The sequence below is a fragment of the Neolewinella antarctica genome (assembly GCF_011927835.1).
Taxonomy (GTDB): Bacteria; Bacteroidota; Bacteroidia; order Chitinophagales; family Saprospiraceae; genus Neolewinella; species Neolewinella antarctica.
In genome coordinates this window covers 197,318-221,755 of record NZ_JAATJH010000005.1, presented here as the reverse complement: position 1 = coordinate 221,755, position 24,438 = coordinate 197,318, and the positions used below count along the sequence as shown (strand labels likewise).

Here is a 24,438-nt window from a genome sequence, read left to right as displayed (position 1 = left end):
AATGGCTGTGAAATCCTGCCGCGCCCTACCCTTGATGGCTCCAGGGCGTAGTTCTTTCGCCAAATTAGCGCGCACTAGCTCTTGATCGATTTCGTAAGTGCGCACCGCCGCAAAGTGTGAATCGTTATCTGTTAATTCTATCGGAGGTTGATTTTGTAGTCATCATTCCAAATTTTGTCGGTCTTCGTGTCACATAGTTTTCGCGCGGTCGCAACTTCACAAAAAAAAATTTATGGGAAAAACAGCTGCCGTATCGTAAGTGCATAACCATTGTGGTTGCGTAGATAGGCGTCGCAGGGTAGAAACAATAGTCAGAAATTTAAACAGCTTAACAACCAGCAGCGTAGCAACTACCAACGAAAAAACACGTGACGTTACCGTGTGGTGGCACAATCGGGCGCACCGTAACTTTGTGGCCGCACTGATCGTTAACTGGTTTGCGCCCAATCGTTTTCGGTGCGACTGCTCCAGCGGCCGCTGTATTAGGGATTGGCCGTTCTGACAACCATCAACTCTACCCATGTTCCCCACGTACGACGTAATTGTAGTAGGCGCCGGCCACGCCGGCTGTGAAGCCGCCATTGCCGCGGCCAATCTTGGCGCTAAAGTGTTAATGGCCACGATGAACCTGCAAACCATCGCCCAGATGAGTTGCAACCCGGCCATGGGTGGCGTGGGTAAGGGACAGATCGTCCGCGAAATCGACGCCCTCGGTGGTTATTCCGGCATCATTACCGACGAGACGATGGTGCAGTTCCGCCTGCTCAACCGTAGTAAAGGCCCCGCAATGTGGAGCCCGCGCGCGCAGTCCGACCGGATGGCTTTCGCCCTCAACTGGCGCGAAAAGTTAGAGGCGCACGAAAACGTCGATTTCTGGCAGGAGATGGTGACCGGCGTCATCGTGAAAGACGGCCGGATCGAGGGCATCCACACTTCCCTCGGGCTGGAAATCCCCGCGAAATCCGTCGTGCTCACCAACGGCACCTTTCTGAACGGCACCATCCACATCGGCGAAAAGCAGTTCGGTGGTGGCCGCGCTGGCGAACGCGCCTCTACGGGCCTGACCGCCCAACTCACCGAGCTCGGTTTCGAAGCCGGCCGCATGAAAACGGGCACGCCCGCGCGCCTCGACGGCCGCAGCCTACACTGGGACCGGATGGAACTTCAACCTGGCGACGAAAACCCCGGCCGGTTCAGCTACACGAATACACCGCCGCTCGTCGACCAAATGCCCTGCCACATCACTTACACGAGCCCGGCGGTGCACGATACGCTCCGCGAAGGGTTCGACCGCAGCCCGATGTTCAACGGCCGCATCCGGGGCATCGGCCCACGCTACTGCCCGAGCATCGAGGATAAGATCGACCGGTTCGCCGGCCGCGACCGCCACCAGCTTTTCGTGGAGCCGGAAGGTCGGAATACCTGCGAAATTTACGTGAACGGTTTTAGTTCCAGCTTGCCGGAGGACGTACAGTACAAAGCCTTACGCAAGATCGTCGGGTTCGAAGACGCCAAGATGTTCCGACCCGGCTACGCGATTGAATATGACTTTTTCCAACCTACGCAGCTCCAGGCGACGCTGGAAACCCACCTCGTTTCCGGGCTCTACTTCGCCGGCCAGATCAACGGCACGACGGGTTACGAAGAAGCAGCTTGTCAGGGCTTGATGGCGGGCATGAATGCGGCGTTAAAGGTACAGGAGCGCGACGCGTTCGTGCTCAAACGCAGTGACGCCTACATCGGTGTCCTGATCGACGACCTGATCAACAAGGGCACGGAAGAGCCTTACCGGATGTTTACCAGCCGGGCGGAATACCGGATCTTACTGCGGCAGGACGACGCCGATTTGCGCCTGAGCCCACTGGCCGCCGAGCTTGGTGTCCGGAACATGGACGCGCGAATGGAACGGGTGGAAGCGAAGAAAGAAGCCGTCGAGGCCATCCGCTACGAGATGACGCACCGCAGCGTCACGCCGGACCAGATGAACGGTTGGTTGACGAAAGTGGGCACCGCGGAACTGAACCAGGGCGTCAAAATGATGTCGCTACTTGGTCGCCACGAAGTGAGTTTGCTTGGTTTAGGCGAGGCCGTCCCCGAATTTCAGGCTTTCCTCGACCAGCACGACGCCGAGACAATCAACCTCGCCGAGGTGACCATGAAGTACGAAGGGTACATCGAACGCGAGAAAGCTGCCGTCGCTAAGGTTAATCGTCTGGAGGGAATCAAACTGGGGTCGGCTTTTGACTACGAAACCTTGAATACGCTTTCCAAAGAAGCGCGGCAGAAGTTGAACAAGCTTAAGCCGCGGACGATCGGGCAGGCTAGCCGGATTAGTGGGGTTAGCCCGGCGGATGTTTCTGTTTTGTTGGTGCATTTGGGGCGGTAGGAGTGCTCTTGGTATTTGCCTCCGGTCCCGACTTAGTCGGGAGAGGATGTAGAGGAAGAAAAGACCGTTCTCTGTTGCTTAGGCCCGTAGGGTCGTCTCTCGTAGCGTGGGGTGCAGCCCCACGTTTTCGTTTATGATATGTTTGATGTCCCTACATTTTCGTCAATGCACCACGCCCGCTGCCCCAGGTGTCCATTATAGAACGTTTGATGCCGCACCACATTTTGTCGTTACGTTACGTCCACCACCCCACGTTTTTGTCCGTTAGATATTTGACCCTTCCCCACAATTTCGTTGGCCCCATTATTAATTCCAACACCACAAAAAGTAAACCACCCAAAATGGCGCGTTAACAAATCGCCACGCCAACAACCTATTTACCAAGCTAGCCTTTATTTTACCGACCCAAATCAACTATTCTTTATGCGTTACCTATTGTTCCTTTGCGCGCTTACTCTGAGCGCGGCTGCGTTTGGCCAGACCAAGCAGATTTCTCTCGAAGACATTTGGCAGGATTACATTTTTAGCCCCGAGCGGGTTAGTGGGTTCAATTTCTTACGCGACGGCAAGACGAACGTACGCCTAGAAGGGAACAAAGTGATAACGTACGACCTGAAGAGCGGCAAGGAGAAGGCCGTTATTCTGGACGGAGAAAGCCTCAAAGGTCAGGCGGGCTTCAACGGTAGAATCGACGATTATACGTTCAGCGCCGACGAAACGAAGTTGGTGTTGAGTAGCGAAACGGAGCAACTGTTCCGGCGTAGCTCGCAGGAGTTCTTCCACGTTTATGACTTGGACACGAAGGAGCTTACCGCCGTTTACCCAGAAAAAAAGCACCGTTTAGCTTCGCTCGATCCCACCGGCGCGCGCGTCGCCTTCGTGGTCGATAATAATATTTGGATCAAGGATTTAACAGCGGGGGCGCTGACGCAGGTGACGGAAGATGGGCAAGTGAACGCCATCATCAACGGCGCGGCCGACTGGGTGTACGAAGAAGAATTTGCTTTCTCCTCCGCGATCTACTGGAGCCCGGACGGGAGCCACCTGGCTTACCTGAAATTTGACGAATCCGAGGTTCCGGAATTTACCTACACGGACTTCAAGGACGGTATGTACCCCGAGTACAACACGTTCAAATACCCCAAAGTAGGTGAGAACAACAGCACGGTTTCGCTCCACGCTTTCAATGTAGCTACCGGGAACACCAAAGACCTGATCACCGTCAACAAGGACAAACTGGATCGGTGGCACTACCTGCCCCGCGTCGACTGGACGACCCGTGGTGACCAGGTCGTCGCCCAGGTAATGAACCGCTACCAGAACCAGACGCAACTACAACTCTTCGACCTACAGACGGGCGAAGAGCGGACGATCCTGAAAGAAGCCAGCAAGTTCTACATTGACGTCCACGACAACCTGACCTTTTTGCCCGATGGCAAGCAATTCATCTGGACGAGCGAGATCGATGGTTTCAACCACATCTATTTGCACGGCCTCAACAACGCGAAGGAGCAGCAGCAGATCACCAGCGGAAAGTGGGAAGTAACGGACTTCTACGGACTGCACGAGGGCAAAGTCTACTTTCAGGCGGCGAGGAACGGTCCGATAGATCGGGAAGTGTACGTAAAAAGCCTGCGCGGCCGCGACTTGCCCCGCCCACTGGCCGCGGAGCCGGGTACCAACTCCGCCCAGTTCTCCAGCACCTTCGATTACTTCGTGCTGGACCACCAGACGATCAACCAGCCCGCCGTCGTCTCGGTCATGGACGGCGACGGGGAATCCGTGCGGCGCATCATCGGTAACGACGATCTACTGGCGAAATCACGGGAATACGGTTACCAGCCGGTAGAATTTTTCCGCTTTACCACCGAGGAAGGAACGACGTTGAACGGCTACATGATCAAGCCAAACGGTATGGACGAGGACGAAGAACATCCCTTACTAATGCACGTCTACGGCGGCCCGGGTAGTCAGCAGGTACTGAACAACTGGCGGGGCGCGAATATGGCCTGGTTCCAGATGATGGCGCAAAAAGGCTTCGTAATTGCCGTAGTCGACAACCGGGGCACCGGTGCGCGCGGCGAACTGATGAAGAAGCAGACTTACCTCACGCTCGGTAAGCAGGAGACGGAAGATCAGATCGCGGCGGCAAAGTATTTGGGCGAGCAAGCGTACGTCGACGCCGACCGGATCGGTATTTTTGGGTGGTCCTACGGCGGTTTCATGTCGCTGCACTGTATCCTGCAGGGGAACGAGACTTTCGCGGCGGCCATCTCGGTCGCACCGGTGACGAACTGGAAATGGTACGACTCCATCTACACCGAACGCTACATGCGGACCTACAAAGAGAACACGGCCGGCTACGACGAAAATAGCCCGATCCACTACGCCGACCGGCTGAAGGGTGACCTGCTGCTCGTCCACGGCATGGGGGATGACAACGTCCACTTCCAGCACACCGCCGAAATGGCCAATGCGCTGATTATGAATAATAAGCAGTTCGATACCTACTTCTACCCGAACCGGAACCACGGCATTTACGGTGGCCCCACCCGTCTTCACCTCTACACCAAGATGACGAACTTTTTGCTCAGTAGCCTGGGTACGAAAGCGCGGTAGTCATTCAACGCAAAAGCATTGACGTACACACCACCAGTGCTAGCTACTCCAGGACACCCGGTAGATATTAATTTTGGTCCGACTGTCGCATAAGTCACGATAATGACGCCCTTTCTGAAGTCGGAAGGGGCGTCGTTTTTGTCTGCACGGTAAGATTCCTGCAAAAGAGCGGCGTGTTTCCCTGGCTCGTTCAGGATAATTAAAACCACGCCACGGCCGAACCAAAAGAATGTGCTCGTCGATGAGCAACTGAAATCAGGCGTCGCCCGTTTTAAGTCACATGTTGCGTAAGCTGCTTACCCTCCCAATTCATTTCTATCAACTAGCCATCTCCCCGCTGCTCGGTGCGAATAAGTGCCGGTACCAACCGACTTGCTCTCACTACGCCATCGAGGCGATCGAGACGTGGGGGCCGGTCAAAGGGTCGTGGCTGGCGGCTAAGCGCATCGGTAGCTGCCACCCGTGGGGCGGGCACGGGTTTGACCCCGTCCCGAAAAAGCCGGTGGCCGAAGATGTGGACGCAGGTCAGACCTTATCTTAGCAAAAGCGATCGGCAACGCAAGCCCATGGGGTTGCGCATTCCGGATCACCTGTTGGTTTTTTAGACGCCCCGTTTCCTTTTTTCGCCTTAATTATTTCCCGTAATGACGCACTTGGCCCGTACATCTCTGCTCTTTACCCTATTACTCTGCACCTGCGTCCGCGCCCAGGCCCAGGGAATAGATTTCTTCTCCGGCACCTGGGCGGAGGCACTCGAAAAAGCGGCTACGGAAGATAAACTAATCTTCGTCGACGCTTACGCTGAGTGGTGCGGCCCCTGCAAACGGATGGCGGCTGACGTTTTCCCCGCCGCGGAAGTCGGTGATTACTACAACGGGAATTTCATCAGCGTAAAAATGGATATGGAGAAGGTGGAAAGCGAAGAATTTCGCCAAAATCACAGTGCGCGTGCCTATCCCACGTTACTGTTCATCAACGCGGAAAACGAGGTCGTTCACAAGGTAGTCGGTGCCAGATCCAAAGACGGACTGATCCAGGAAGGTGGCAACGCGCTGAATAAATTAGATAACCTCGAAGACCTCGCCCTGGCCTGGGCGGAGCAGGATCGTACTCCGAAATTAGCGCTGCGTTACGTGCGCGCCATGGTCCGTCAGCAAGAAAACCACGCGAAAGTTACCAACGACTACCTCCGTGATCAACAGGATTTAACTACACCAGAGAACCTGGACATTCTCCTCGTTGCCGCTACGGACGCGGACAGTCGAATTTTTGACCTGATGGTAAAAAATAAAGCCGCCATCATTGCCCGCGCCGGTCAGGAAGCCTTTGACCGACAGGTAAAGACCGCCGTAACGAGCACGAAAAATAAAGCATTGGAATACGGGGACGAAAAGCTCCTCGCCGCCGCCGTCAAGAAATTTGCGACCATCGACAAAGTGGCCGCCGAAGCATTCGAACTGCAGGGCGCCTTCGAAATGACCGCTGCGGGAGATGATTTAAAATCATTCCAAAAAGCCACCAAAAAATACTTAGCGAAGGCGGTGGACGGTGATATGAAACGATTACACGAGGTTTATCGGACCGCAAGTGCGTCTAAATTTATCGACGACGAAAAGATTTTCGCCATGGCCGTGGAAGCCGAAGCTGCCTCCGCGCGGCTCGACGCCACCGATGGCTACCGCAAGTACTACCGGCTCGCCGAGTTTATGCTGAACAAAGGCAAAAGTAATGAGGCACTCACCTACGCGCAAGCTTCCAAAAACGCCATCAGCCACCTGACGGCCGGGAAGCGTAAGGCAACCGCGCGGTCCATCGACGGATTGATCGCCAAGATCGAAGCGGCCCGTTAGGCCCGTGCACGGTACTTAATATCTTTGCGCCACGCCCGGTAAATCTACTTTATCGGGCGTGTTCATTTTCGCCAAAACCCCGCTCGCTTTGTATCCAGATCTATCCTACGTGTTCCACGCGTTGCTCGGCACGGAGCCCGATAACATTCTCAGTGTTTTTAAGACGTTCGGCTTCTTTCTGTTGCTGGCATTTTTGGCGGCGGCGGCCTTACTGAAGCACGATTTACGCCGCCGGGAAAGGATCGGCCAGTTGAAGGGAAAGGTGGTGGAGCGGATGCCGGGGGGGACGGTGACGGTGTGGGATTACGTGTTCAACGGAATCTTTGGCTTCGTGCTTGGATACAAAATTCCTTTCGTCGTTAGTAACCTCGGTCGGTTCCGCGAGGATGCAGGCAGCGTGTTGCTTACTTCCAACGGTTGGTGGTGGACTGGCCTGCTCGGCGGGGCGCTATTTGCGGGGTATTACTATTATTTGGGGACTAAGCAGCAGGCGAGTGGGATGCAAAAGTACACGGTCTACCCCAGCGACCGGGTCGGGCCGATCACGATGGTGGCGGCGCTGGGGGGAATTCTCGGGGCCAAGTTTTTTGCAATCATCGAGTACTTACCCCGATTTTTTAACGATCCGATCGGGGTCTTGCTGAGTGGAGACGGGCTGGCGATTTACGGCGGTTTGATCGGGGGGGCCGCCGGGGTGATGCTTTACGCACGGAGTCACAAAATAAAGGTGTTGCCCCTGGCGGACGCGGTGGCGCCCGGGTTAATCGTTGGGTACGGAGTGGGGCGGATGGGGTGTCAGTTCAGTGGGGACGGGGACTGGGGGATCGTGGCGGGCGCGCAGCCGGACTGGTGGTTTTTGCCGGACTGGGCCTGGAGTTTTACCTTCCCGCACAACGTACTCAACCGGGGCGTACCGATCCCGGGGTGCACTTTTGAGTTCTGCACCGAACTGCCGCAGGGGGTTTATCCGACGTCGATCTACGAGGTCATCATGGCCTTCACGATCGGTGCAGCACTCTGGGCGTTGCGCAAGCGCCTGACGAATTTGCCGGGGCTGCTTTTCTGCGTTTACCTATTCCTGAACGGCGTGGAACGCTTCTTCATTGAATTTATTCGGGTCAACGACCGGTACGACGTGCTGGGTTTTGCGTTGAGTCAGGCGCAATTGATTGCGGTTGGGTTTATGGTTTCCGGGGCCTTACTCGGGTATCTGGCCTGGCGGCGGGGTACAGTGGTTAATTAAGGCGCTTTTGATTTAGCCGGTGCGCGGTCCCGATAGCTACCGGGAGTGCAGGGTTTATTCGTTCAGGCCACGGTTGGCAGGGTTCGCTCATCTAAGGCGTACAATTTGTCTCAGTTTCGTTTAGCGAAAATATGAATGAGGGGGGCTGGTTGTACTTTGGTTTAAGGGTATCAATGAGTAAACTATGTTAATCTAACAACTTACTTCATGGCTGATGACCGAACCGGGCGCAAGCGTGTTTGGTACTTTCTGGAGATGTCCTACCTCTTTAATCGGGACATTGCGGTAGCAGCATTAGCAGTATTACTCTTGCTGTTATATCCGGTTTACAATGCTGGGTTGTGGGTAGTTCCGTCGACCGCCGTTACCTACGTGCTGATATTATTATTGCTACTGTATTTTAATTACCAAAATAAACGGATCCAGACGGTCTTTTATAAAAACATCAACCTGCGGCCACGTCATTTAATGGCCGTATTTCTGGTAATTTGCTGGGCGGTATACCTGCTAGCCTCGTTCCTCACCATTTTACTCGTAAATAACACCGTGCCCCGTGGTACTTGAAAACATCGTCGTGGCTTTTGGGGACAGGGAAGTTCTCGCGGCAAGCACCATCCGGGTCGAGCCCACGGGCGTAACGGTACTGCTCGGTCGGAACGGGACGGGTAAATCCTGCGCGTTCAAAGCCATTTACGGACTGTACGAGCAACGGGATCTGATTATCTCGTTCGACGGCCGGGTGTTGAGAGCCCCTTACACCCTACCGGGCCTGATCAATTACGTACCCCAGGAACACTGCCACCCGGGCTGGCTCACCCCCGACCGGATGCTGGAATTATACGGCGTGGATAAAGATGCGTTCCGGGCGAAATACCCGATGTTCGCAGGGATGTACACGGGACAAACTAGCCAGTATGTCGTTTGGCACGACGCGCCTCCTGGCGGTGTTGGTTGCCCTGAACGCAGACGTCCGGTACACCGTCCTGGACGAGCCCTTCTCCAACATCATGCCCGTACACAATGACATCGTTACCGAAACGATCAACGAGGTAAAGGGCCGGAAGGGAATTCTGTTATCGGACCATCAGTACCGGACCGTGCTCTCCGTCTGTGATAAATTGTACCTGATCGTGGATAAGAGCATCAAGCTGCTCGGCTCGCCGGAAGAATTGGTTACTTACAATTATCTGTCCGACGGCACGGTCATCTAGCTTAGAAAGGCGGACCGGCGGGCAAGCTCATCTCCGTGGCGGCTTGTGGGTTAGGCCAAAAGTCTGCCCGTCACTCACGTATCTTTGCGGGCTCAATTAAGGACCGCTAAACTCTCCGCTTCATCATCACCCCCGCCGTCATAACCTTGCTCGTTGCCCTCGGCGCGGTGGTCCTCTTCGTGACGGAGTGGCTGACGGTTGATCTAATCGGAATGCTGATCATTGTTTCGCTGGTCGTCACGGGGGTCATTTCACCGGGGGAAGGCCTGGAAGGATTCAGCAATGGGGCGACGTTGACGGTCGCCTTTATGTTCGTGCTGTCGGCAGCCCTCCTCAAAACCGGGGCGTTGCAGTTCATCGCGGGCTCGATGTCGGAACGGTTTCGACGGCGGCCCCGCTACGCTACCTTGCTGTTGATGCTGACGGTGGCGGTGATCTCCGCGTTCGTAAACAATACGCCGGTCGTGGCCGTGTTCATCCCCATCGTGGGTAGGATTGCGGCTTCCGCGAACATTGCGCCTTCCAAATTACTCATACCACTGTCCTACGCGAGTATTCTTGGGGGGATGTGTACGTTAATCGGCACGTCGACGAATATCCTGGTTAGTGGCATTGCGGAATCTCAGGGATTACCCGGTTTTTCCATGTTTACCCTCGCACCGATTGGCTTTAGTTTGCTGGTCATCGGAATCCTTTACCTAACCTACTTCGGGCAGCGTCTGTTACCGAACCGGGAGGCGAAAGAAAGCCTGACCGAGCAGTTTGCCCTCCACGATTACCTGGCCGAGATCGTAGTCCTCGACAACCAAAACATGGCTGGCGTTCGGATCATGGATAGCCCCATCGTCAGGGAACTGGATATGGACATCATCGAGGTCCGCCGCAACGGCGACCGGTTTACCCTCCCGCCGGGAGACTTTCGGCTGGCGGCCGAGGATACGCTCAAGGTGCGGTGCGACCGGGAGAAGATTAAACTGCTGAAGGACTGGGTCAGGATCGTGGACCATTCCGGCAGCGTTCAGGTGATGGGGACGGGGCTGGAACGGGACAACTCCAGCCTGATCGAGATGGTCGTGACGCCGAACTCGGAATTCGTGGGCAAAACACTCCGCCAGGTAGATTTCCGCCGGAGTTACCGCGCGGTACCCCTCGCAATTCGCCACCGGGAGGAAACCCTCAACGAGCAACTGTACGAACTGCCCCTCATGGCGGGTGACGTCATCCTCGCCGAAGTGAAAAGTCACTACCTCGTGGAACTGCAGAAGATCGAGCAGCGGCAGGATAGCCCGTTCATTTTGCTCTCCAGCGATTCCATTGCTGATTTCAAGCGGGGGCGTTTTTACTTCGTGCTGCTCACCATCGTCGGGCTCATTGGGCTGGCGACGTTCGACGTTCTCCCCATCAGTATTGCGGCGCTGCTGGGCGTGTGTTTGTTGGCGTTGGGCCGTACGATCACCATGAAGGAAGCATACGAAGCGATCGACTGGAAGATCGTGTTCCTACTGGCCGGAGCGCTCAGTCTGGGCAAAGCCATGGGAAATTCCGGATTGGACGCGGACATGGCCAGCCTACTGACGGGAACGGTCGCCAACTGGGGCGCCTACGCCCTCATCGCCGTGCTTTACCTAACGACCAACCTCCTGACGGAGCTGATGAGCAACAACGCTACGGCCGCCCTGCTCGCCCCGGTCGCCATTGCCGCCGCCGCGCAGTTGGGTATCGACCCGCAAGCTTTGTTGGTGACGGTCGCCATTGCCGCCAGCGCTAGTTTTATGACCCCGGTCGGGTACCAAACCAACACTATGGTTTACGGGGCGGGGCGGTACACTTTCATGGACTTCGTCAAAGTAGGCACGCCCTTAAACCTAATTTGCTGGGGGGTGACGACCGTCCTGGTACCACTCCTTTTTGGTTTGTAAGGTTCACGTAGGTCGACAACACCCGGTCCTTACAAAATTACCCTGCACCCGCGCCCGCGCCCGCGCCCGCTTCATTCCAAAAATCTATTACCTTAGCCAGCCTATGGAAACCAGCGAACTCCTCAAACGCGTCCGGCGCATCGAGATCAAGACGAAGGGCCTCAGCAAGCAGATTTTTGCCGGCGAATACCAGAGCGCCTTCAAAGGCCGGGGCATGTCGTTCAGCGAAGTCCGCAGCTACCAATACGGCGATGACGTGCGCAACATCGACTGGAACGTGACGGCCCGCTCCGGCGAACCCTACATAAAAGTCTTCGAGGAAGAACGCGAACTGACCGTGATGCTGCTCGTCGACATTAGTAAATCTAGCTTTTTCGGCACGACGAAGCAGATGAAAAACGACCTGATTACCGAGATCTGCGCCGTGATGGCCTTCAGCGCCACAAAAAACAACGATAAGGTCGGTTTGCTGCTGTTTAGCGACCGCGTGGAGAAGTATTTACCCCCCAAAAAAGGCCGGGGCCACATTTTACGCATCATCCGCGAACTAATCGAAACCCGCCCGACCGGAACCGGAACGGACATCGGCAAAGCCCTCACCTATTTCACGAACATGGTCAAGAAACGCAGCATCTGCTTCCTCGTTTCTGACTTCCTCGCTGAGGACTATGAACGCCCGCTTCGCATCGCCTCCCGCCGCCACGATGTGATCGGTCTACACCTCTACGACCCACGCGAAAAAGAACTACCCGACGTGGGCCTCATCCACGCCCGCGACGCCGAATCCGGCCAAATGCAGTGGGTCGATACCGGGAGTAGCAAGGTGCGGCGTAACTACCAGGCGTGGTATGACCGGCACCAGGAATACTTTAAGCAGGCTTTTCAGAAGTCTGGAGCGGATAGTCTTTCTTTGGAGACTACGGAGGATTATGTTAAAGGGTTGCTTCGGTTTTTTAAGAGTCGATGAGTAGTTTGGTAGTAGCGCCTCGCATAGTATGGTAGTGCTGTCACATCGAGCGGAAGCACTACCATATTATCATACTTTGCGAAGCAATACTACCATACTGCCTACTGAATAACCCCTTCCACAATACCTTGCTGCAGCATATCCGCCATCTTAGCGTAAGTGCCGTCTTCAAGCTTAGTCCGCACGGCGCGGAAAGCATCGAGCGTAGTTTCGATGTCTTCAACCGTGTGCTCTGCCGTCGGGATGAGGCGGAGAATTAGCTGTCCTTTGGGGATAACCGGCGGTAGAACGATCGAGCAGAAGATGCCGTACGTCTCGCGCATGTCGTAGATGAGCGCACCGGCTTCGTAGGGCGTGCCCTTCATGAAAACGGGCGTGACGCAGGCACCGGTGTTACCGATGTCAAAGCCGGCGTCGCGTAGGCCTTTCTGGAGCATATTTACGTTGCGCCACAAGTTTTCGCGAAGTTCGGGTTGCTCGCGGAGTAAGCGCAGGCGCGTCAACGCACCCTGTACCATCGGCATACAGAGACTCTTGGCGAACACCTGGCTACGGAGGTTGTAGCGGAAGAAGTCGATGATGTCCTTATCGGCACTCACGAAGGCACCGAATCCGGACATCGCCTTGGCAAACGTCGAGAAATAGACGTCGATTTGGTCCTGAACGCCCTGTTCTTCACCGGCGCCGGCACCGGTCGCGCCCATCGTTCCGAAGCCGTGGGCGTCGTCGACGAGGAGGCGGAAACCGTATTTTTCTTTGTACTCGCAAATTTCTTTGATGATTCCTTGCTCACCACGCATTCCGAAAACGCCTTCGGTGATGACGAGGATGCCGGAGTCGCGCTTCTCGGCTTCTTTCTTCGCTTGTTCCATGCGGACGAGGAAGTGATCGATGTCGTTGTGCTTAAAGGCAAATTTGGGGCCTTGGTGCATCCGGATACCGTCCATGATGCAGGCGTGGTCGTCACGGTCGTAAACGACGACGTCGTGGCGGCTCAGGCAGGCGTCGACGATGGACATGATGCCCTGGTAGCCGAAGTTGAGGAGCAGCGCGCCTTCTTTTTGCGTGAATTCGGCTAGTTCCTTTTCGAGTTGTAGGTGAGAATCCGTCTCGCCACTCATGATCCGGGCACCCATGGGGTAGGCCAGGCCGTACTTTTCGGTGGACTCGGTATCCGCCTTGCGGACGTCCGGGTGGTTCGTAATGCCGAGGTAGGAATTGATGCTCCAAATAATGCATTCCTTACCGCGGAACGTCATGCGGGGGCCGAGTTTGCCTTCGAGTTTGGGGAAAGAGAAGTAGCCGTGGGCAACATCCTGGTACTGGCCGAGGGGGCCTTTATGATCGAATTTTTCGAAAAGATCTTTCATCTATATTGAGGTTATACGGGCGCAAATGTACGGAAGATCGGGGGAGGCACCGGAAATGTGGAACGCCCGCCAATTTAAGTCATTTCCACACTTTCTCGCCGATCGAATCGGGGGCGAAAGTGGACCATTTGCGGTTATAAGTATGTAATTTTTCTGTTGGTTGGCCCCGCGCGTCTTCCAGCGCAAAACCGGCTAGTTTCCAGGCGTAAAGGCTGCCGTAGAGGTTATAAACGTTGGTATAACCCGCTTCCCGCAATTTCGTTGCGACGCGCTCGCTACGGTAGCCGATGGTGCAGTAGACGACTAGCGGTTGGTCTTTTTCGGTGTCGGCTATTCGGGAGAGGTCCACGTCGTCGTAGCCCAGCCAGGTAGCGGCGGGCAAGTGACTAACGGTAAATTCTTCGTGTTCCCGCGCGTCCAGGAATTTGGCATTGGATAGGGCAGCGGCGGCTTCCGCGCTGATGGCGTATTCGTCCACCGTCACCGTTCTCGCTAATTTCTCGTCGAGTGGAGCATAGCCGGTTAGTAAGTTTTCCGGCACTTCTTGTGCGCGGCCGCAGGTGCAAAGAAGAAGGGTGAAGAGCAAAGCGGTGGTGGCCGAGAGGTAACGCATGATCTATATTACAATATCCCGGGCCGGGAGGTTGTCTCGGCCGATGAGGAAGGCTTAGCTTTGTCCGGATGATCAAGCACCTATTCAACACCTTTTCCGGGAAGGATCGCAACCAGCAAGCATAATGGACGTATCGGTCATCATTCCTTCTTACCGGCATCCCCACAAGATCGGGGCGTGTGTCGACTCGCTACTGGATCAGACCTACACCGGTGAGTACGAGATCATTATCGTTGATAGTTCCCCCGCGGACGTACAGCTAGAACTAGATTTGCTGTTCAGCGATAAACCACGAATAAAATTAATTAAATTAAATACCCAGACTTACCCGGGCACTGCTAGAAACGTCGGTATTCACCGGGCAAAGGGGGCGGTAATTGCCTTAATTGATGCGGATTGTATCGCCGAAAAGGACTGGCTGGAGAACATCGTCAAAAACATCGCGGATAATACCATTATTACCGGCGTAATAGAAAATGGTACGCCGGACAGCGTCTACGGAACCTGCTCTTTTCTCGTAGAATTCAATCATTTTCTCGATTTGGGTAAGGGAAGGGTAGAACTGGAGGGCGCTGCTACCTGCAATTTTGCCTGTAACCGGGAGGTATTCGAGCGCGTGGGTTATTTCACGGATGATCGAGCGTTCGAGGATATACTATTCTGTAAGAAACTGATCGCCGTGGGTGGTCGGATAGTAAAAGTCGATGACGTTCGTATTCGTCACGTGAATAAAACGGATTTGGCCGGGGTAGCTAGTAATTTGGAGATGTTGGGTAGATACTCCGCTCTCGTCAGAAAGCGCCAGGGGATGCCGCCTCGGATTATATTTAACTACCCCATTCTTTCGTTTGGATTAATTGTATTTCGCTACGTGAGCATTATTTCCCGGGTCGCGAGAAGTAGATATTTACTTCAATTTATCATGTATACACCGGTTATTCTGTACTTACTCTTTATTTGGGCCAGGGGGTTTAATATCGGCGCTAAAGAATAATATTTCATTAAATACATTTTAGCCAAATAACTTAATGAATAACGCGATATTCAGCACAATTATACTGATAGTTATATATTTACGTATAAAATAATTAACTATTCGTTTACTTCTAACCGCTCCGGTCCCTTCCCAACTCGATCGGCTAGGTACATTCCATCGTCGCAAAAGAACAGCAGTTGTTCCCGAATAAACGATTTTACCTGCTCAGCGTCCGCGTGCGGATAAAGTAAGTGCAAATTGGGCCCGGCGTCCAGCGTGAAGTACAAAGGGGTTTTTGTTTCTCGCCGAAACTCCTGTATCCGCTCAATAACGGCCAGCGTATTCGGACGAATCAACAGATAAGGTGGCCGACTACTCATCATCAAAGCGTGCAGGGTGAGGGCTTCACTCTCGAGCATCTCACCAAAGGCCTCCACGTCCCCCCGTCGTAAGATATCCACCATCTCACCGGTTCGCTGCTTCGCTTGCGCGTATCGGGCAGTTGCGTACGGGTTACTCTCCATTAATTGGTGCCCCGCCCGGCTACTAACTGATTTTTCAGATTTAGAGATCAGTAAAATATCGTCGTGGTAAGTTTGAAACGTTGGGTTTAGCTTATCCGTAATGGGAACGGCAAATTCTTCATTACTCTGCGCAACCCCATCAACCTTGCCCCAAACGGCTGCGCCCCCGTAGACGGAACGACAAGCACTGCCTGACCCCAATCGAGATAAATAGCTAGCCTTCTCGAAGAATTCTGCATTGCCTAGCGGCTTAAAAAGCTTTCCTTCCAAATCAACTAAGCAAAGTGCTAATGCACTCATTCCCGAAGCCGAACTAGCGATACCGGCCGAATGGGGAAAACTATTCTTTGTTTCGATGGCAAAGCTCAGCTGCTTCAAAAACGGGTAAATCGGCAACAACCGCTCGAAAAACTTAGCCGTTCGCTGGCTAAATGCATCATTATGAACCCCGTCCAAAGAAAGCTTTACGTCCACGCCACTTCCTGACTGCTCTCGCACTTCGTACCGTAGGGTAGTGTCCGTCGCCGCACCATCCAGCGTAAAGCTTACCGATGGATTACGCGGTAGCTGATCGCCGTGCTTCCCCCAGTACTTCACCAGTGCGATGTTGGACGGGCTGCGCCAGCGCAACGCACCGGGCGTTACTTCACTAGTAATGAGAGTAAGGTCGGGACGATCGTAGGTCATAACGAGGTGGTTTTATTCTTCCGCAAATTACAACCGAGCGGGCGGTAGGGCAGGTACTCACCAACGGATAAGACCAAAAAAAGACCGAATAGCCTTGCGGTTATTCGGTCTCTCGATCTAAATATTGAAGATAAACTTCGAGCTCGTTAGAAGAGATTCATCATTTCTCATCGGATGCATCTTCTGTCTGGTTTGCTTCGCAAAACAGGCAGACGTTCATCAGATGTGTAAATGAGAAAGCCCATCAGATGCGTAAATAAGGCTAAGTCTAACCAATTACTTCCGACCAGCCCCCTCAGCCTCCCGCGCCCGCTTACCGCGCTGCATAGGATTCTCACCACCATCACGGCGACTATTTTCGTAAAGGTCGAACCGGTTAACGGCCGAGCGGGAAGGGTAGTAGTTGTTATCGCGATCCGTATCGGCCGTCTCCAGGAATGGATCGAGGTTGATGGCGACAACCTCCTTAGTGAAAGGGAAAACCTTGCTTACTTCCTTATAATCCATCTTCCAGATCTCGGCGGGAATACGCTGAACTTCCTTCGTACCATCAGCAAAGGTGAATTCAAGTATGATCGGCATCACTAAGCCACCAATATTCTCAAAGGTGAGTTCGTAGTAATACTTATCGGCATCCAACACGGCACGCTCCGCTTCACTCAGGTCGGCGTAGTACTCTTCGTACTCCTGCTTGTCCAGAATATTTGCGTTGAGGGGATCGTAGTCGGAGTAAAAGTCTTTCAGGGAAGGGTCTTGCTCATCGTAAGTCTGGCTAATATCTCGGTTACGGATGGAGCTGATGTTCTCCCCCTCGTCCGCCTGGAGTTTGCGTGTCATCTCATTTTCCACCATTGGGTTCTTGGTGTTAACCCGGAAAGGTTTTACGTTGGTAAGGGCAATGTCGGTGTTGTCGGTGGTAAAGAACCAGCCGCGCCAGAACCAGTCGAGGTCGATGGCGGAAGCGTCCTCCATCGTCCGGAAAAGATCGGCGGGGGCGGGGTGCTTGAACTTCCACCGGTTAGAATACTTCTTGAAGGCGTAGTCGAACTGCTCGCGGCCCATGACGCTTTCCCGGAGGATATTGAGCGCCGTAGCGGGCTTCCCGTAGGCATTGTTACCAAACTGCCAAACGGATTCGGAATTAGTCATGATGGGGGAAATGTACTTCTTATCGCCCTTCATGTAGTCCACAATCTTATCCGCGGGGCCCCGGCGGCTGGGGTAGTTGCGCTGCCACTGTTGCTCGGTCAGGTACTGGAGAAAGGTATTCAGTCCTTCGTCCATCCACGTCCACTGCCGCTCGTCGGAGTTGACGATCATCGGAAAGTAGTTGTGACCGACCTCGTGGATGATTACGCCGATCATGCCGAATTTAGTCCGCTCGCTATAGGTACCGTCTTCTTCGACACGGCCGTAGTTAAAGCAAATCATCGGGTACTCCATACCAATATTCGCGGCGTTGATGGACCACGCGACGGGGTAGGGGTAATTAAAAGTATAGTGCGTGTACCACTTCAGCGTGTGGGCTACGGCTTTCGTACTGAACCGCTCCCAGAGTGGGTTACCTTCTTTAGGATACATGGACATCGCCATCACGGTACTGCCATCAGATTGCTTTACCGCCATTGCGTCCCAGATAAACTTACGGGAGCTGGAGAAGGCGAAATCCCGAACGTTATCGGCTTTGAAGTGCCAGGTTTTCTCTTTCGTAGATTTAGTCTTCTCGCGCTCCGTAGCTTCTTCCTGCGAGGCGATGATTACGGGCTGGACTAATTCCTCGCGTGCACGTTCCAGCGCGGCACGTTGCTTCCTGGTGAGCACGTCATTGGGGTTTTCCAATGTTCCGGTGGAAGCAACCAGGTGGTCGGCGGGGACGGTGATCTTTACGTCGTAGTCGCCAAAGGTCAACGTGAACTCTCCACGACCCAGGAACTGCTTATTCTGCCAGCCTTCGTTATCGGTATACAGCGCCATCCGTGGGTAGAATTGGGCGATTGTATAGAGGTAGTTATCGTCTTCTTCGAAGTATTCGGAGCCGGAGCGGCCACCGCCGTCTTTCATCCGGTCGTTGATATTGTACCACCACTTTAGCTTCAGTTCCGTTGATGCGCCCGGCATCAACATTTCGGGTAGCTCAACGCGCATCATGGTTTTTTGGATGGTGTACTCCATCGCGCGGCCACCGCTGTTCTGCACGTAATCGATGTTGAAGCCACCTTCAAAAGTAGGTTCTAGCTGAGAGAGGCTGCGCAGGCTCATTTGGTCGTTTACGGAATTGGTGCCGATTTTGTACGTGTCGCTATCCAGTGCGCGGACGTTCTGATCGAGCTGAATCCAGAGGTAATCGAGCGCATCGGGCGAGTTGTTGTGGTAGCTGATGGTCGACGTGCCGTAAATTCGCTGCTCGGTATCGTCGAGTCTGATCTCCATCTCGTAGTCCGCTTGCTGCTGCCAGTACTCGTGCCCGGGGGCACCAGCTGCGTTGCGGTAGACATTCGGAGTTGGTAGTTCGTTATAGAGTTGGCGAAAAGGGTTTTTGTTGACGTTTTCGGTCTGTGCCACCACGGTCGTAGAAAAGCACAGCAGGAACGCCCAGCAGGTAAATCTGGTCATTGAAAGGATTGTTGGTTAGTTGCACAAGATACGAAGGGAGGAGTTTATTTATCGTGATATCAAGACCACAGACGCGCGAGTAGCTAAATTCACCGATTAGGCAGTAATGGTGGTGCTGTCTACATTTTCCATTAATCGAGTTGGTCTTCATCAGTGATGGGCGCGGCCGTAGATGCAAAGGTTTTTCGGTTAAGGAGCGGGGTGAACCAAAATAGTTCTGTACAAGCTGCGTACCGATCAGTGTTCCACGTGGAACATTGGGTAAACCTCAGTTTCGTAAGGCCTAATTAATCCCAGCCGCACGCACCGGCTTTTAGGTAATTCCCAAAAGCTAAAAGAGCCATTGTTCCACGTGGAACACAGAGACAAAGCAAATGGGATGTTCCACGTGGAACACCCCATTTACAAACTTGATTGAGGGTTGACCCTGGCCCATCCAGCTTTGCTCTCCCAATTTCTTTGCACCCGCGGACGCGCCCCTTTTACATCAAGTATAGCGCTCTAACAGCCATTTCCGTACTGGCTGAAAATCAACCCCCATTTCTGTACTGACCTTTTCCCGAAATTCAAGCTCCGCCAACCGCTCCGGAACTTCTATCGACTGGCCAAGGATTCGCTCGACGTCGGGTTTAAATTTACTGGGGTGGGCAGTTTCCAAAATGACGCCCCGCGTTCCGGGGTGCTGGCGCTGCCAATCATTAAGTGCTAAATACCCGACCGCTCCGTGGGGATCAATGACGTAATCGAACTTCGCTTTCACCTCCCGCACGGCATCCTCCGTGACGGCATCGCCGTATGCGTAGCCGGATACCACCTTACTCATCTCGGCGTGTGCCAACGAAGTACGGAGATCCTTACCGTCCACGTGTCCGTGGAGATTCAACATACGGGCAAAGTTGCTGGGAGAACCTACGTCCATGGCGTTGGAAAGAGTAGCCACCGACGGTCGCGGCCGGTAAGTACCCGTCGTTAAGTACTCGGGTACGACATCATTACCGTTAGTTGCAGCGATGAATTGCCGCACCGGTAAACCCATTTTCATCGCCAACAAACCAGCGGTTAGGTTACCAAAGTTTCCGCTCGGAATGCAGAAAGCCACCGGTGCACCGGCGCCAAGCTGCTTGTACGCCTCAAAGTAGTAGAATGACTGCGGGATCAGCCGGGATATATTTATGCTGTTGGCGGAGCTCAACCGAATCTGCTTTCGCAGATCTTCGTCCAGAAAGGCTTGCTTCACAATGGCCTGGCAGTCGTCGAACGTGCCGTCAATTTCGAGCGCGTGAATGTTGTGACCCAGCGTAGTAAGTTGTTTTTCCTGTAGCAAGCTGACCTTACCCTTGGGGTATAATATTACTACCTCAATGCCTGGCGTCTGGTAAAAGCCTGCCGCAACGGCACCACCCGTATCCCCGGAAGTGGCTACGAGAATCACCAGCTCCCGTTTGTTTTCTTTATTAAAGTGCCCCATTAACCGAGACATAAACCGTGCACCAAAATCCTTGAACGCCAACGACGGACCGTGGAAAAGCTCCAGGACGTACCGTTGCTCATCCAGTTTCACCACCGGCGCGGGGAAGTTAATGGCCTCGTAGACGAGTGCCTTCAATTCAGTTTCCGGCACGTCATCACCAAGTAAGTGCTTGCTAATTTGAAAACCAATCTCGGCAAATGACATGGCTGGTAAATCGTCAAAAAACTGCTGGGGTAGGCGGTCCACACGCTCGGGCATGTACAGCCCTTTATCGGCCGGAAGGCCGCGAAAGATGGCTTCCGCGAGATCAACTTTGTGGTCGGGATTATTTGTACTGTAAAATTTCATGCGTACGTAACTAGTGGGCGGCGTTACTTACTACTAAGTATCGTCACACCCGTTTGATTAATGGGGGATACGTAAAGTTGGCTACTGACGCCGTGGGCGGTAAAGGCATCCTGCATACCCTGACCAACCGCCTGGGCCAGGTAACCGGAATCACACAAGGCAAACACGCTAGGGCCCGCGCCACTGATACTACAGCCCAACGCACCCCGGCTCATGGCTGCTTCCTTGACGTCGTCGAAGCCTTTGATGAGTTGCTTACGCTGGGGTTCGATGACGTAGTCGTGTAAGGAGCGGCCCAGCAGGGGAAGATCATTCGTGTGCAGCGCCGTGATGAAACTGGCAAGGCTGCCCATCTGCTGGATCGCCAGACTTAGCTCAATTGTCTTACTCAGCACCGCGCGTGCATCCCGCGTAAGGATTTCAATTTCCGGATGAACGACGGCTACCCGCAGACCGTCGGGGACGGGTAGTTTATGAACGTCCAGGGATTCGTTCGAACGGATCAGCGTAATGCCACCCACGAGTGATGGAGCTACGTTGTCCGCGTGAAAACTCCCATCGGCCACTTGCTCGCCCAGGACGGAAAAATACAGGAGCGATTCCCGGCTCAACGGGGCACCGAGCAACTCATTTACCGCTACGACGGCACCGGCCGCGCTCGCCGCGCTAGACCCCAGGCCACTACCGAATGGCATTCTTTTGTGCACCTCCAGATCGATTCCCAACTCCGCCTTACCGAGGTGTTCGAGCAGTCGCTGCGCGGCTACCCCGGCGGTGTTCTGTTCTACTTCCGTGGGGAGTTTTTTGTCTCCCGTGCCGGTGATCTTCGTAATTCTCAACCCCTTTCGGTCAGGATTGAAGCGGGCGACGATCTCATCTCCCGGGCGGTTGATGGCAAAGCCAAGGATGTCAAAGCCTACGGCCACGTTAGCAACGGTGGCGGGAGCAAATACGCGTACTTCCTGCATTAGCTTAAGAATTTACCGATTTTAATAATCTCAGCGAAGACGCCCGCCGCCGTCACTTCCGCACCCGCACCCGGGCCACGGACTACGAGGGGGCGTTCGCCGTAGCGATCCGTCGTAAAGACAATCATATTGTCGCTGCCACTCAGGCCGAAGAATGGATTTTGGGGACCAATCGCCTGTACACCGACGCTAGCCTGGTCACCTTCGAGTGTGGCAATCATCCGGAGTACTTTTCCCTCGGTAGCCGCAGCTGCGTATAATTCTTGAAAGTAGGTTCGTTTCTCCTTCAGTATTGAAAAGAAGTCGGCCACGGAGGCTGCTTCCATTGCACCTTCCGGAAGAAAGCCGACTAAACTGACGTCTTCACTCTCCATCGGAATACCCGTCTCCCGAGCCAAAATCAGAATTTTACGACCTACGTCCTTACCGGACAAATCGACCCGGGGGTCAGGCTCGGTAAATCCTTTTTGCTTGGCATCCATGACAATTGCATCGAATGGCTTCGTTCCGTCGAAATTATTGAAGATGTAACTCAGCGAACCACTCAGCACCCCTTCGATTTTTCGAATACGATCACCACTGTCCATCAAATCGCGTAAAGTGGATATGACGGGTAGACCGGCACCAACGTTAGTCTCGTACCGAAACTGAACGCCCCGCTTAGTTGCCAGTGCTTTCAGGCGTAAGTATTGAGCGTAGCTACTGGAGGTAGAAACTTTGTTGGGTGTTGAAATAGAAATGCTTTCGTCCAGAATCCCTTCGTAATAATTAGCGATTTTATCGTCGGCCGTATTATCGACAAAGATGCTGTTACTCAAGTTTGCGTCGCGCATTCTACCGACGAATACCGCCAGGTCAGCGTCCGTACCGGAGTTGTTCAGTGCTTCTTGCCAATTCTCAATGTCTATGCCGTCCACGTCAACCAACATCTTACGGGAATTAGACATGCCGACAATCTTCAACTCCATTCCCAAGCGTTCCCGCAGATAAGCATTCTGTTTCTTGACCTGCTCCAACAGCGTGCTTCCAATTAGACCCACCCCAACGATAAAGAGGTGAAGTGTCTTGGAATCAGAAAGGAAAAACGCCTCGTGGAGTGCGTTGAGTGCTTTATTTTCGTCTTCCTTCGGAATTACGACCGAGACGTTCAGTTCACTCGACCCCTGCGCAATGGCGACGGCGTTAATTCCATTTTTACCCAATGCTTGAAAGAGCCTTCCGGAAATTCCGGGTTGCTCCCGCATGTTTTCTCCGATGATGGCGACAATACTCAGTTCACGCTCAACCTTAACTGGATTGACCACGCCGCGATCAATCTCGTAGGCAAAAACTTCTTCCGCCGCCCTGCGCGCACCATCGGCATCGTCTGGCTTCACCGCAAAGCTGATAGCGTGTTCGCTCGACCCCTGGGTGATGAGGATAATGTTGATTCCGCTCTGGGCTAGAGAATTGAACAGACGCGCCGAGGTGCCCGGAACACCAAAAAGTCCGCTGCCCGAAACAGTAAGGAGCGCCACACTATTGATTGAGCTGATACCGCGTACGGCGGTGTTGCCATCGGAGCTTTCCTCACTAACTTTTGTACCCGGAAAATCTGGCTCAAACGTATTTTTTATGTACAGCGGGATTCGTTTGTGAAGCGCCGGCATGAGGGTGGGTGGGTAGATGACCTTTGCCCCGAAGTGCGACATCTCCATGGCCTCGGCGTAGGTCATTTTAGGAATCGTAAACGCTTTCTTTACCCGCCGGGGATCGGCCGTTAGTACGCCACTCACGTCGGTCCAAATTTCGATCGCCTGCGCATCTAACCCGGCGCCCAGTAGCGAGGCGGTGTAGTCCGAACCACCGCGGCCGAGGGTAGTAGTCAGGCCGCCTTTAGCCGACGCAATAAACCCCGTAACTATCTGAATATCAGTGTGTTCTGAGTAATATTTGCGAACTGCGGCGTAGGTCTTGTCGAAGTTAACCGTAGCGCCGCCGAACTTTTTATCCGTCCGAATAACTTTTCTAGCGTCCAGAAATTCAGCGGGTATGCCTACGCTCTTTAGCGTTTGCGTGATGATGTAGCTAGAGGAACGTTCCCCGAAACTAAGGACGTAATCCATCGTCCGGGCGCTTGCTTCGCGCACGAGGAAAACACCGTAGAGTAAGTTCTTGAGTACTTCGTGAGACTTTCGTATTTGGGTTGCGGTCTCGGTCCGCAAAGAGCCCTCCGGTAGGAGCTCGCTAATGGCATCCTGGTGCCGTTTGGCGAAGGCCTGAAAAGCTTCACCGTAGCGGTCATCGCCCGCGGCGGCCAGGCTACTCATCTCGATCAAACTATCGGTCACGCCACCGAAAGCCGAAAATACTACGGTAAAGTGATCACCGGATGCGTAGTAGTTTTTCAGGATGCTAACAATCCCCCGAATACGTTCGGGCTTACCAACGGACGAACCGCCGAATTTGAGGACTTTCATGGTGTATCGTTTAGCTCCCATTGGGGTTGCCGGGTAGCAGAAAAGTCCGTAAAGATGTGCCTAATTAGACGTTTTTCGCGGTCAATTGTCGGTGTTTATACAACGGGAGGGAGGAATTGCGCGGGTTTAAGACGAGACCTGGCCAGCGGGTAAACTTGGAGCCACCAGAAGGTTACAACCGTAAGAAAGTAGGAGCCCCGGTTCACGCTAACCG

The 24,438-nt window shown here is 53.8% G+C and carries 18 protein-coding genes; 11 read left to right on the top strand and 7 right to left on the bottom strand.

The annotated features are described in order from the left end of the window. Positions 1-520: 520 nt before the first annotated feature. The 10 genes from mnmG to GGR27_RS14975 all read left to right on the top strand — a co-directional run bounded on the left by mnmG (position 521) and on the right by GGR27_RS14975 (position 12,195). Positions 521-2,386 carry a tRNA uridine-5-carboxymethylaminomethyl(34) synthesis enzyme MnmG gene (gene mnmG / locus GGR27_RS15020; protein ID WP_168038756.1) on the top strand — a complete coding sequence of 622 codons (1,866 nt, stop codon included), beginning with the start codon at positions 521-523 and terminating at the stop codon, positions 2,384-2,386. 423 nt (positions 2,387-2,809) lie between these two features. After that, the gene (locus GGR27_RS15015) at positions 2,810-5,005 is read left to right on the top strand and encodes a S9 family peptidase (protein ID WP_168038754.1); all 2,196 of its coding nucleotides are present in this window, start codon (positions 2,810-2,812) and stop codon (positions 5,003-5,005) included. A gap of 280 nt (positions 5,006-5,285) precedes the next feature. Continuing rightward, complete coding sequence (yidD, locus tag GGR27_RS15010; RefSeq protein ID WP_168038752.1) at positions 5,286-5,546, top strand: membrane protein insertion efficiency factor YidD; 261 nt, start codon at positions 5,286-5,288, stop codon at positions 5,544-5,546. A 103-nt stretch (positions 5,547-5,649) separates the two neighbouring features. Next, positions 5,650-6,855, top strand: coding sequence for a thioredoxin family protein (locus tag GGR27_RS15005; RefSeq protein WP_168038750.1), 1,206 nt, complete (start codon positions 5,650-5,652; stop codon positions 6,853-6,855). A gap of 88 nt (positions 6,856-6,943) precedes the next feature. Then, on the top strand, positions 6,944-8,098 hold the full coding sequence (locus tag GGR27_RS15000; protein ID WP_168038748.1) for a prolipoprotein diacylglyceryl transferase: 1,155 nt from the start codon (positions 6,944-6,946) through the stop codon (positions 8,096-8,098). A 207-nt stretch (positions 8,099-8,305) separates the two neighbouring features. Continuing rightward, positions 8,306-8,662, top strand: coding sequence for a hypothetical protein (locus GGR27_RS14995; RefSeq protein WP_168038746.1), 357 nt, complete (start codon positions 8,306-8,308; stop codon positions 8,660-8,662). After that, on the top strand, positions 8,652-9,122 hold the full coding sequence (locus tag GGR27_RS20630; protein WP_168038744.1) for an ATP-binding cassette domain-containing protein: 471 nt from the start codon (positions 8,652-8,654) through the stop codon (positions 9,120-9,122). The genes GGR27_RS14995 and GGR27_RS20630 overlap by 11 nt, the downstream gene beginning before the upstream one ends. After that, positions 9,013-9,309, top strand: coding sequence for a P-loop NTPase family protein (locus GGR27_RS14985; protein WP_168038459.1), 297 nt, complete (start codon positions 9,013-9,015; stop codon positions 9,307-9,309). The genes GGR27_RS20630 and GGR27_RS14985 overlap by 110 nt, the downstream gene beginning before the upstream one ends. A gap of 146 nt (positions 9,310-9,455) precedes the next feature. After that, positions 9,456-11,228 (top strand): SLC13 family permease, encoded by a 1,773-nt coding sequence (locus GGR27_RS14980; protein WP_245184686.1) that lies wholly within the window; start codon positions 9,456-9,458, stop codon positions 11,226-11,228. A gap of 103 nt (positions 11,229-11,331) precedes the next feature. After that, positions 11,332-12,195 carry a DUF58 domain-containing protein gene (locus tag GGR27_RS14975; RefSeq protein WP_168038742.1) on the top strand — a complete coding sequence of 288 codons (864 nt, stop codon included), beginning with the start codon at positions 11,332-11,334 and terminating at the stop codon, positions 12,193-12,195. A 101-nt stretch (positions 12,196-12,296) separates the two neighbouring features. On the opposite strand, the gene GGR27_RS14970 is transcribed toward GGR27_RS14975, so the two are convergent. Both GGR27_RS14970 and GGR27_RS14965 read right to left on the bottom strand, forming a co-directional pair. Continuing rightward, complete coding sequence (locus GGR27_RS14970) at positions 12,297-13,565, bottom strand: aminotransferase class I/II-fold pyridoxal phosphate-dependent enzyme (protein ID WP_168038740.1); 1,269 nt, start codon at positions 13,563-13,565, stop codon at positions 12,297-12,299. A gap of 79 nt (positions 13,566-13,644) precedes the next feature. Further along, positions 13,645-14,178 (bottom strand): rhodanese-like domain-containing protein, encoded by a 534-nt coding sequence (locus GGR27_RS14965; protein ID WP_168038738.1) that lies wholly within the window; start codon positions 14,176-14,178, stop codon positions 13,645-13,647. Between the two features lie 124 nt (positions 14,179-14,302). On the opposite strand from GGR27_RS14965, the gene GGR27_RS14960 reads away from it, so the two are divergent. Beyond that, the gene (locus GGR27_RS14960; protein ID WP_168038736.1) at positions 14,303-15,172 is read left to right on the top strand and encodes a glycosyltransferase; all 870 of its coding nucleotides are present in this window, start codon (positions 14,303-14,305) and stop codon (positions 15,170-15,172) included. Between the two features lie 98 nt (positions 15,173-15,270). On the opposite strand, the gene GGR27_RS14955 is transcribed toward GGR27_RS14960, so the two are convergent. The 5 genes from GGR27_RS14955 to thrA all read right to left on the bottom strand — a co-directional run bounded on the left by GGR27_RS14955 (position 15,271) and on the right by thrA (position 24,224). Continuing rightward, positions 15,271-16,365: a diphosphomevalonate/mevalonate 3,5-bisphosphate decarboxylase family protein gene (locus GGR27_RS14955; RefSeq protein WP_168038734.1), complete on the bottom strand. Its 1,095-nt coding sequence runs from the start codon at positions 16,363-16,365 to the stop codon at positions 15,271-15,273. A gap of 276 nt (positions 16,366-16,641) precedes the next feature. Beyond that, positions 16,642-18,978, bottom strand: coding sequence for a M1 family metallopeptidase (locus GGR27_RS14950; protein ID WP_168038732.1), 2,337 nt, complete (start codon positions 18,976-18,978; stop codon positions 16,642-16,644). A gap of 487 nt (positions 18,979-19,465) precedes the next feature. Further along, entirely contained in the window at positions 19,466-20,797 is a 1,332-nt protein-coding gene (thrC, locus tag GGR27_RS14945) for a threonine synthase (protein WP_168038730.1), read from the bottom strand. A 23-nt stretch (positions 20,798-20,820) separates the two neighbouring features. Further along, entirely contained in the window at positions 20,821-21,765 is a 945-nt protein-coding gene (locus tag GGR27_RS14940; protein WP_168038728.1) for a homoserine kinase, read from the bottom strand. Then, the gene (thrA, locus tag GGR27_RS14935) at positions 21,765-24,224 is read right to left on the bottom strand and encodes a bifunctional aspartate kinase/homoserine dehydrogenase I (protein WP_168038726.1); all 2,460 of its coding nucleotides are present in this window, start codon (positions 24,222-24,224) and stop codon (positions 21,765-21,767) included. The genes GGR27_RS14940 and thrA overlap by 1 nt, the downstream gene beginning before the upstream one ends. Positions 24,225-24,438 lie beyond the last annotated feature (214 nt).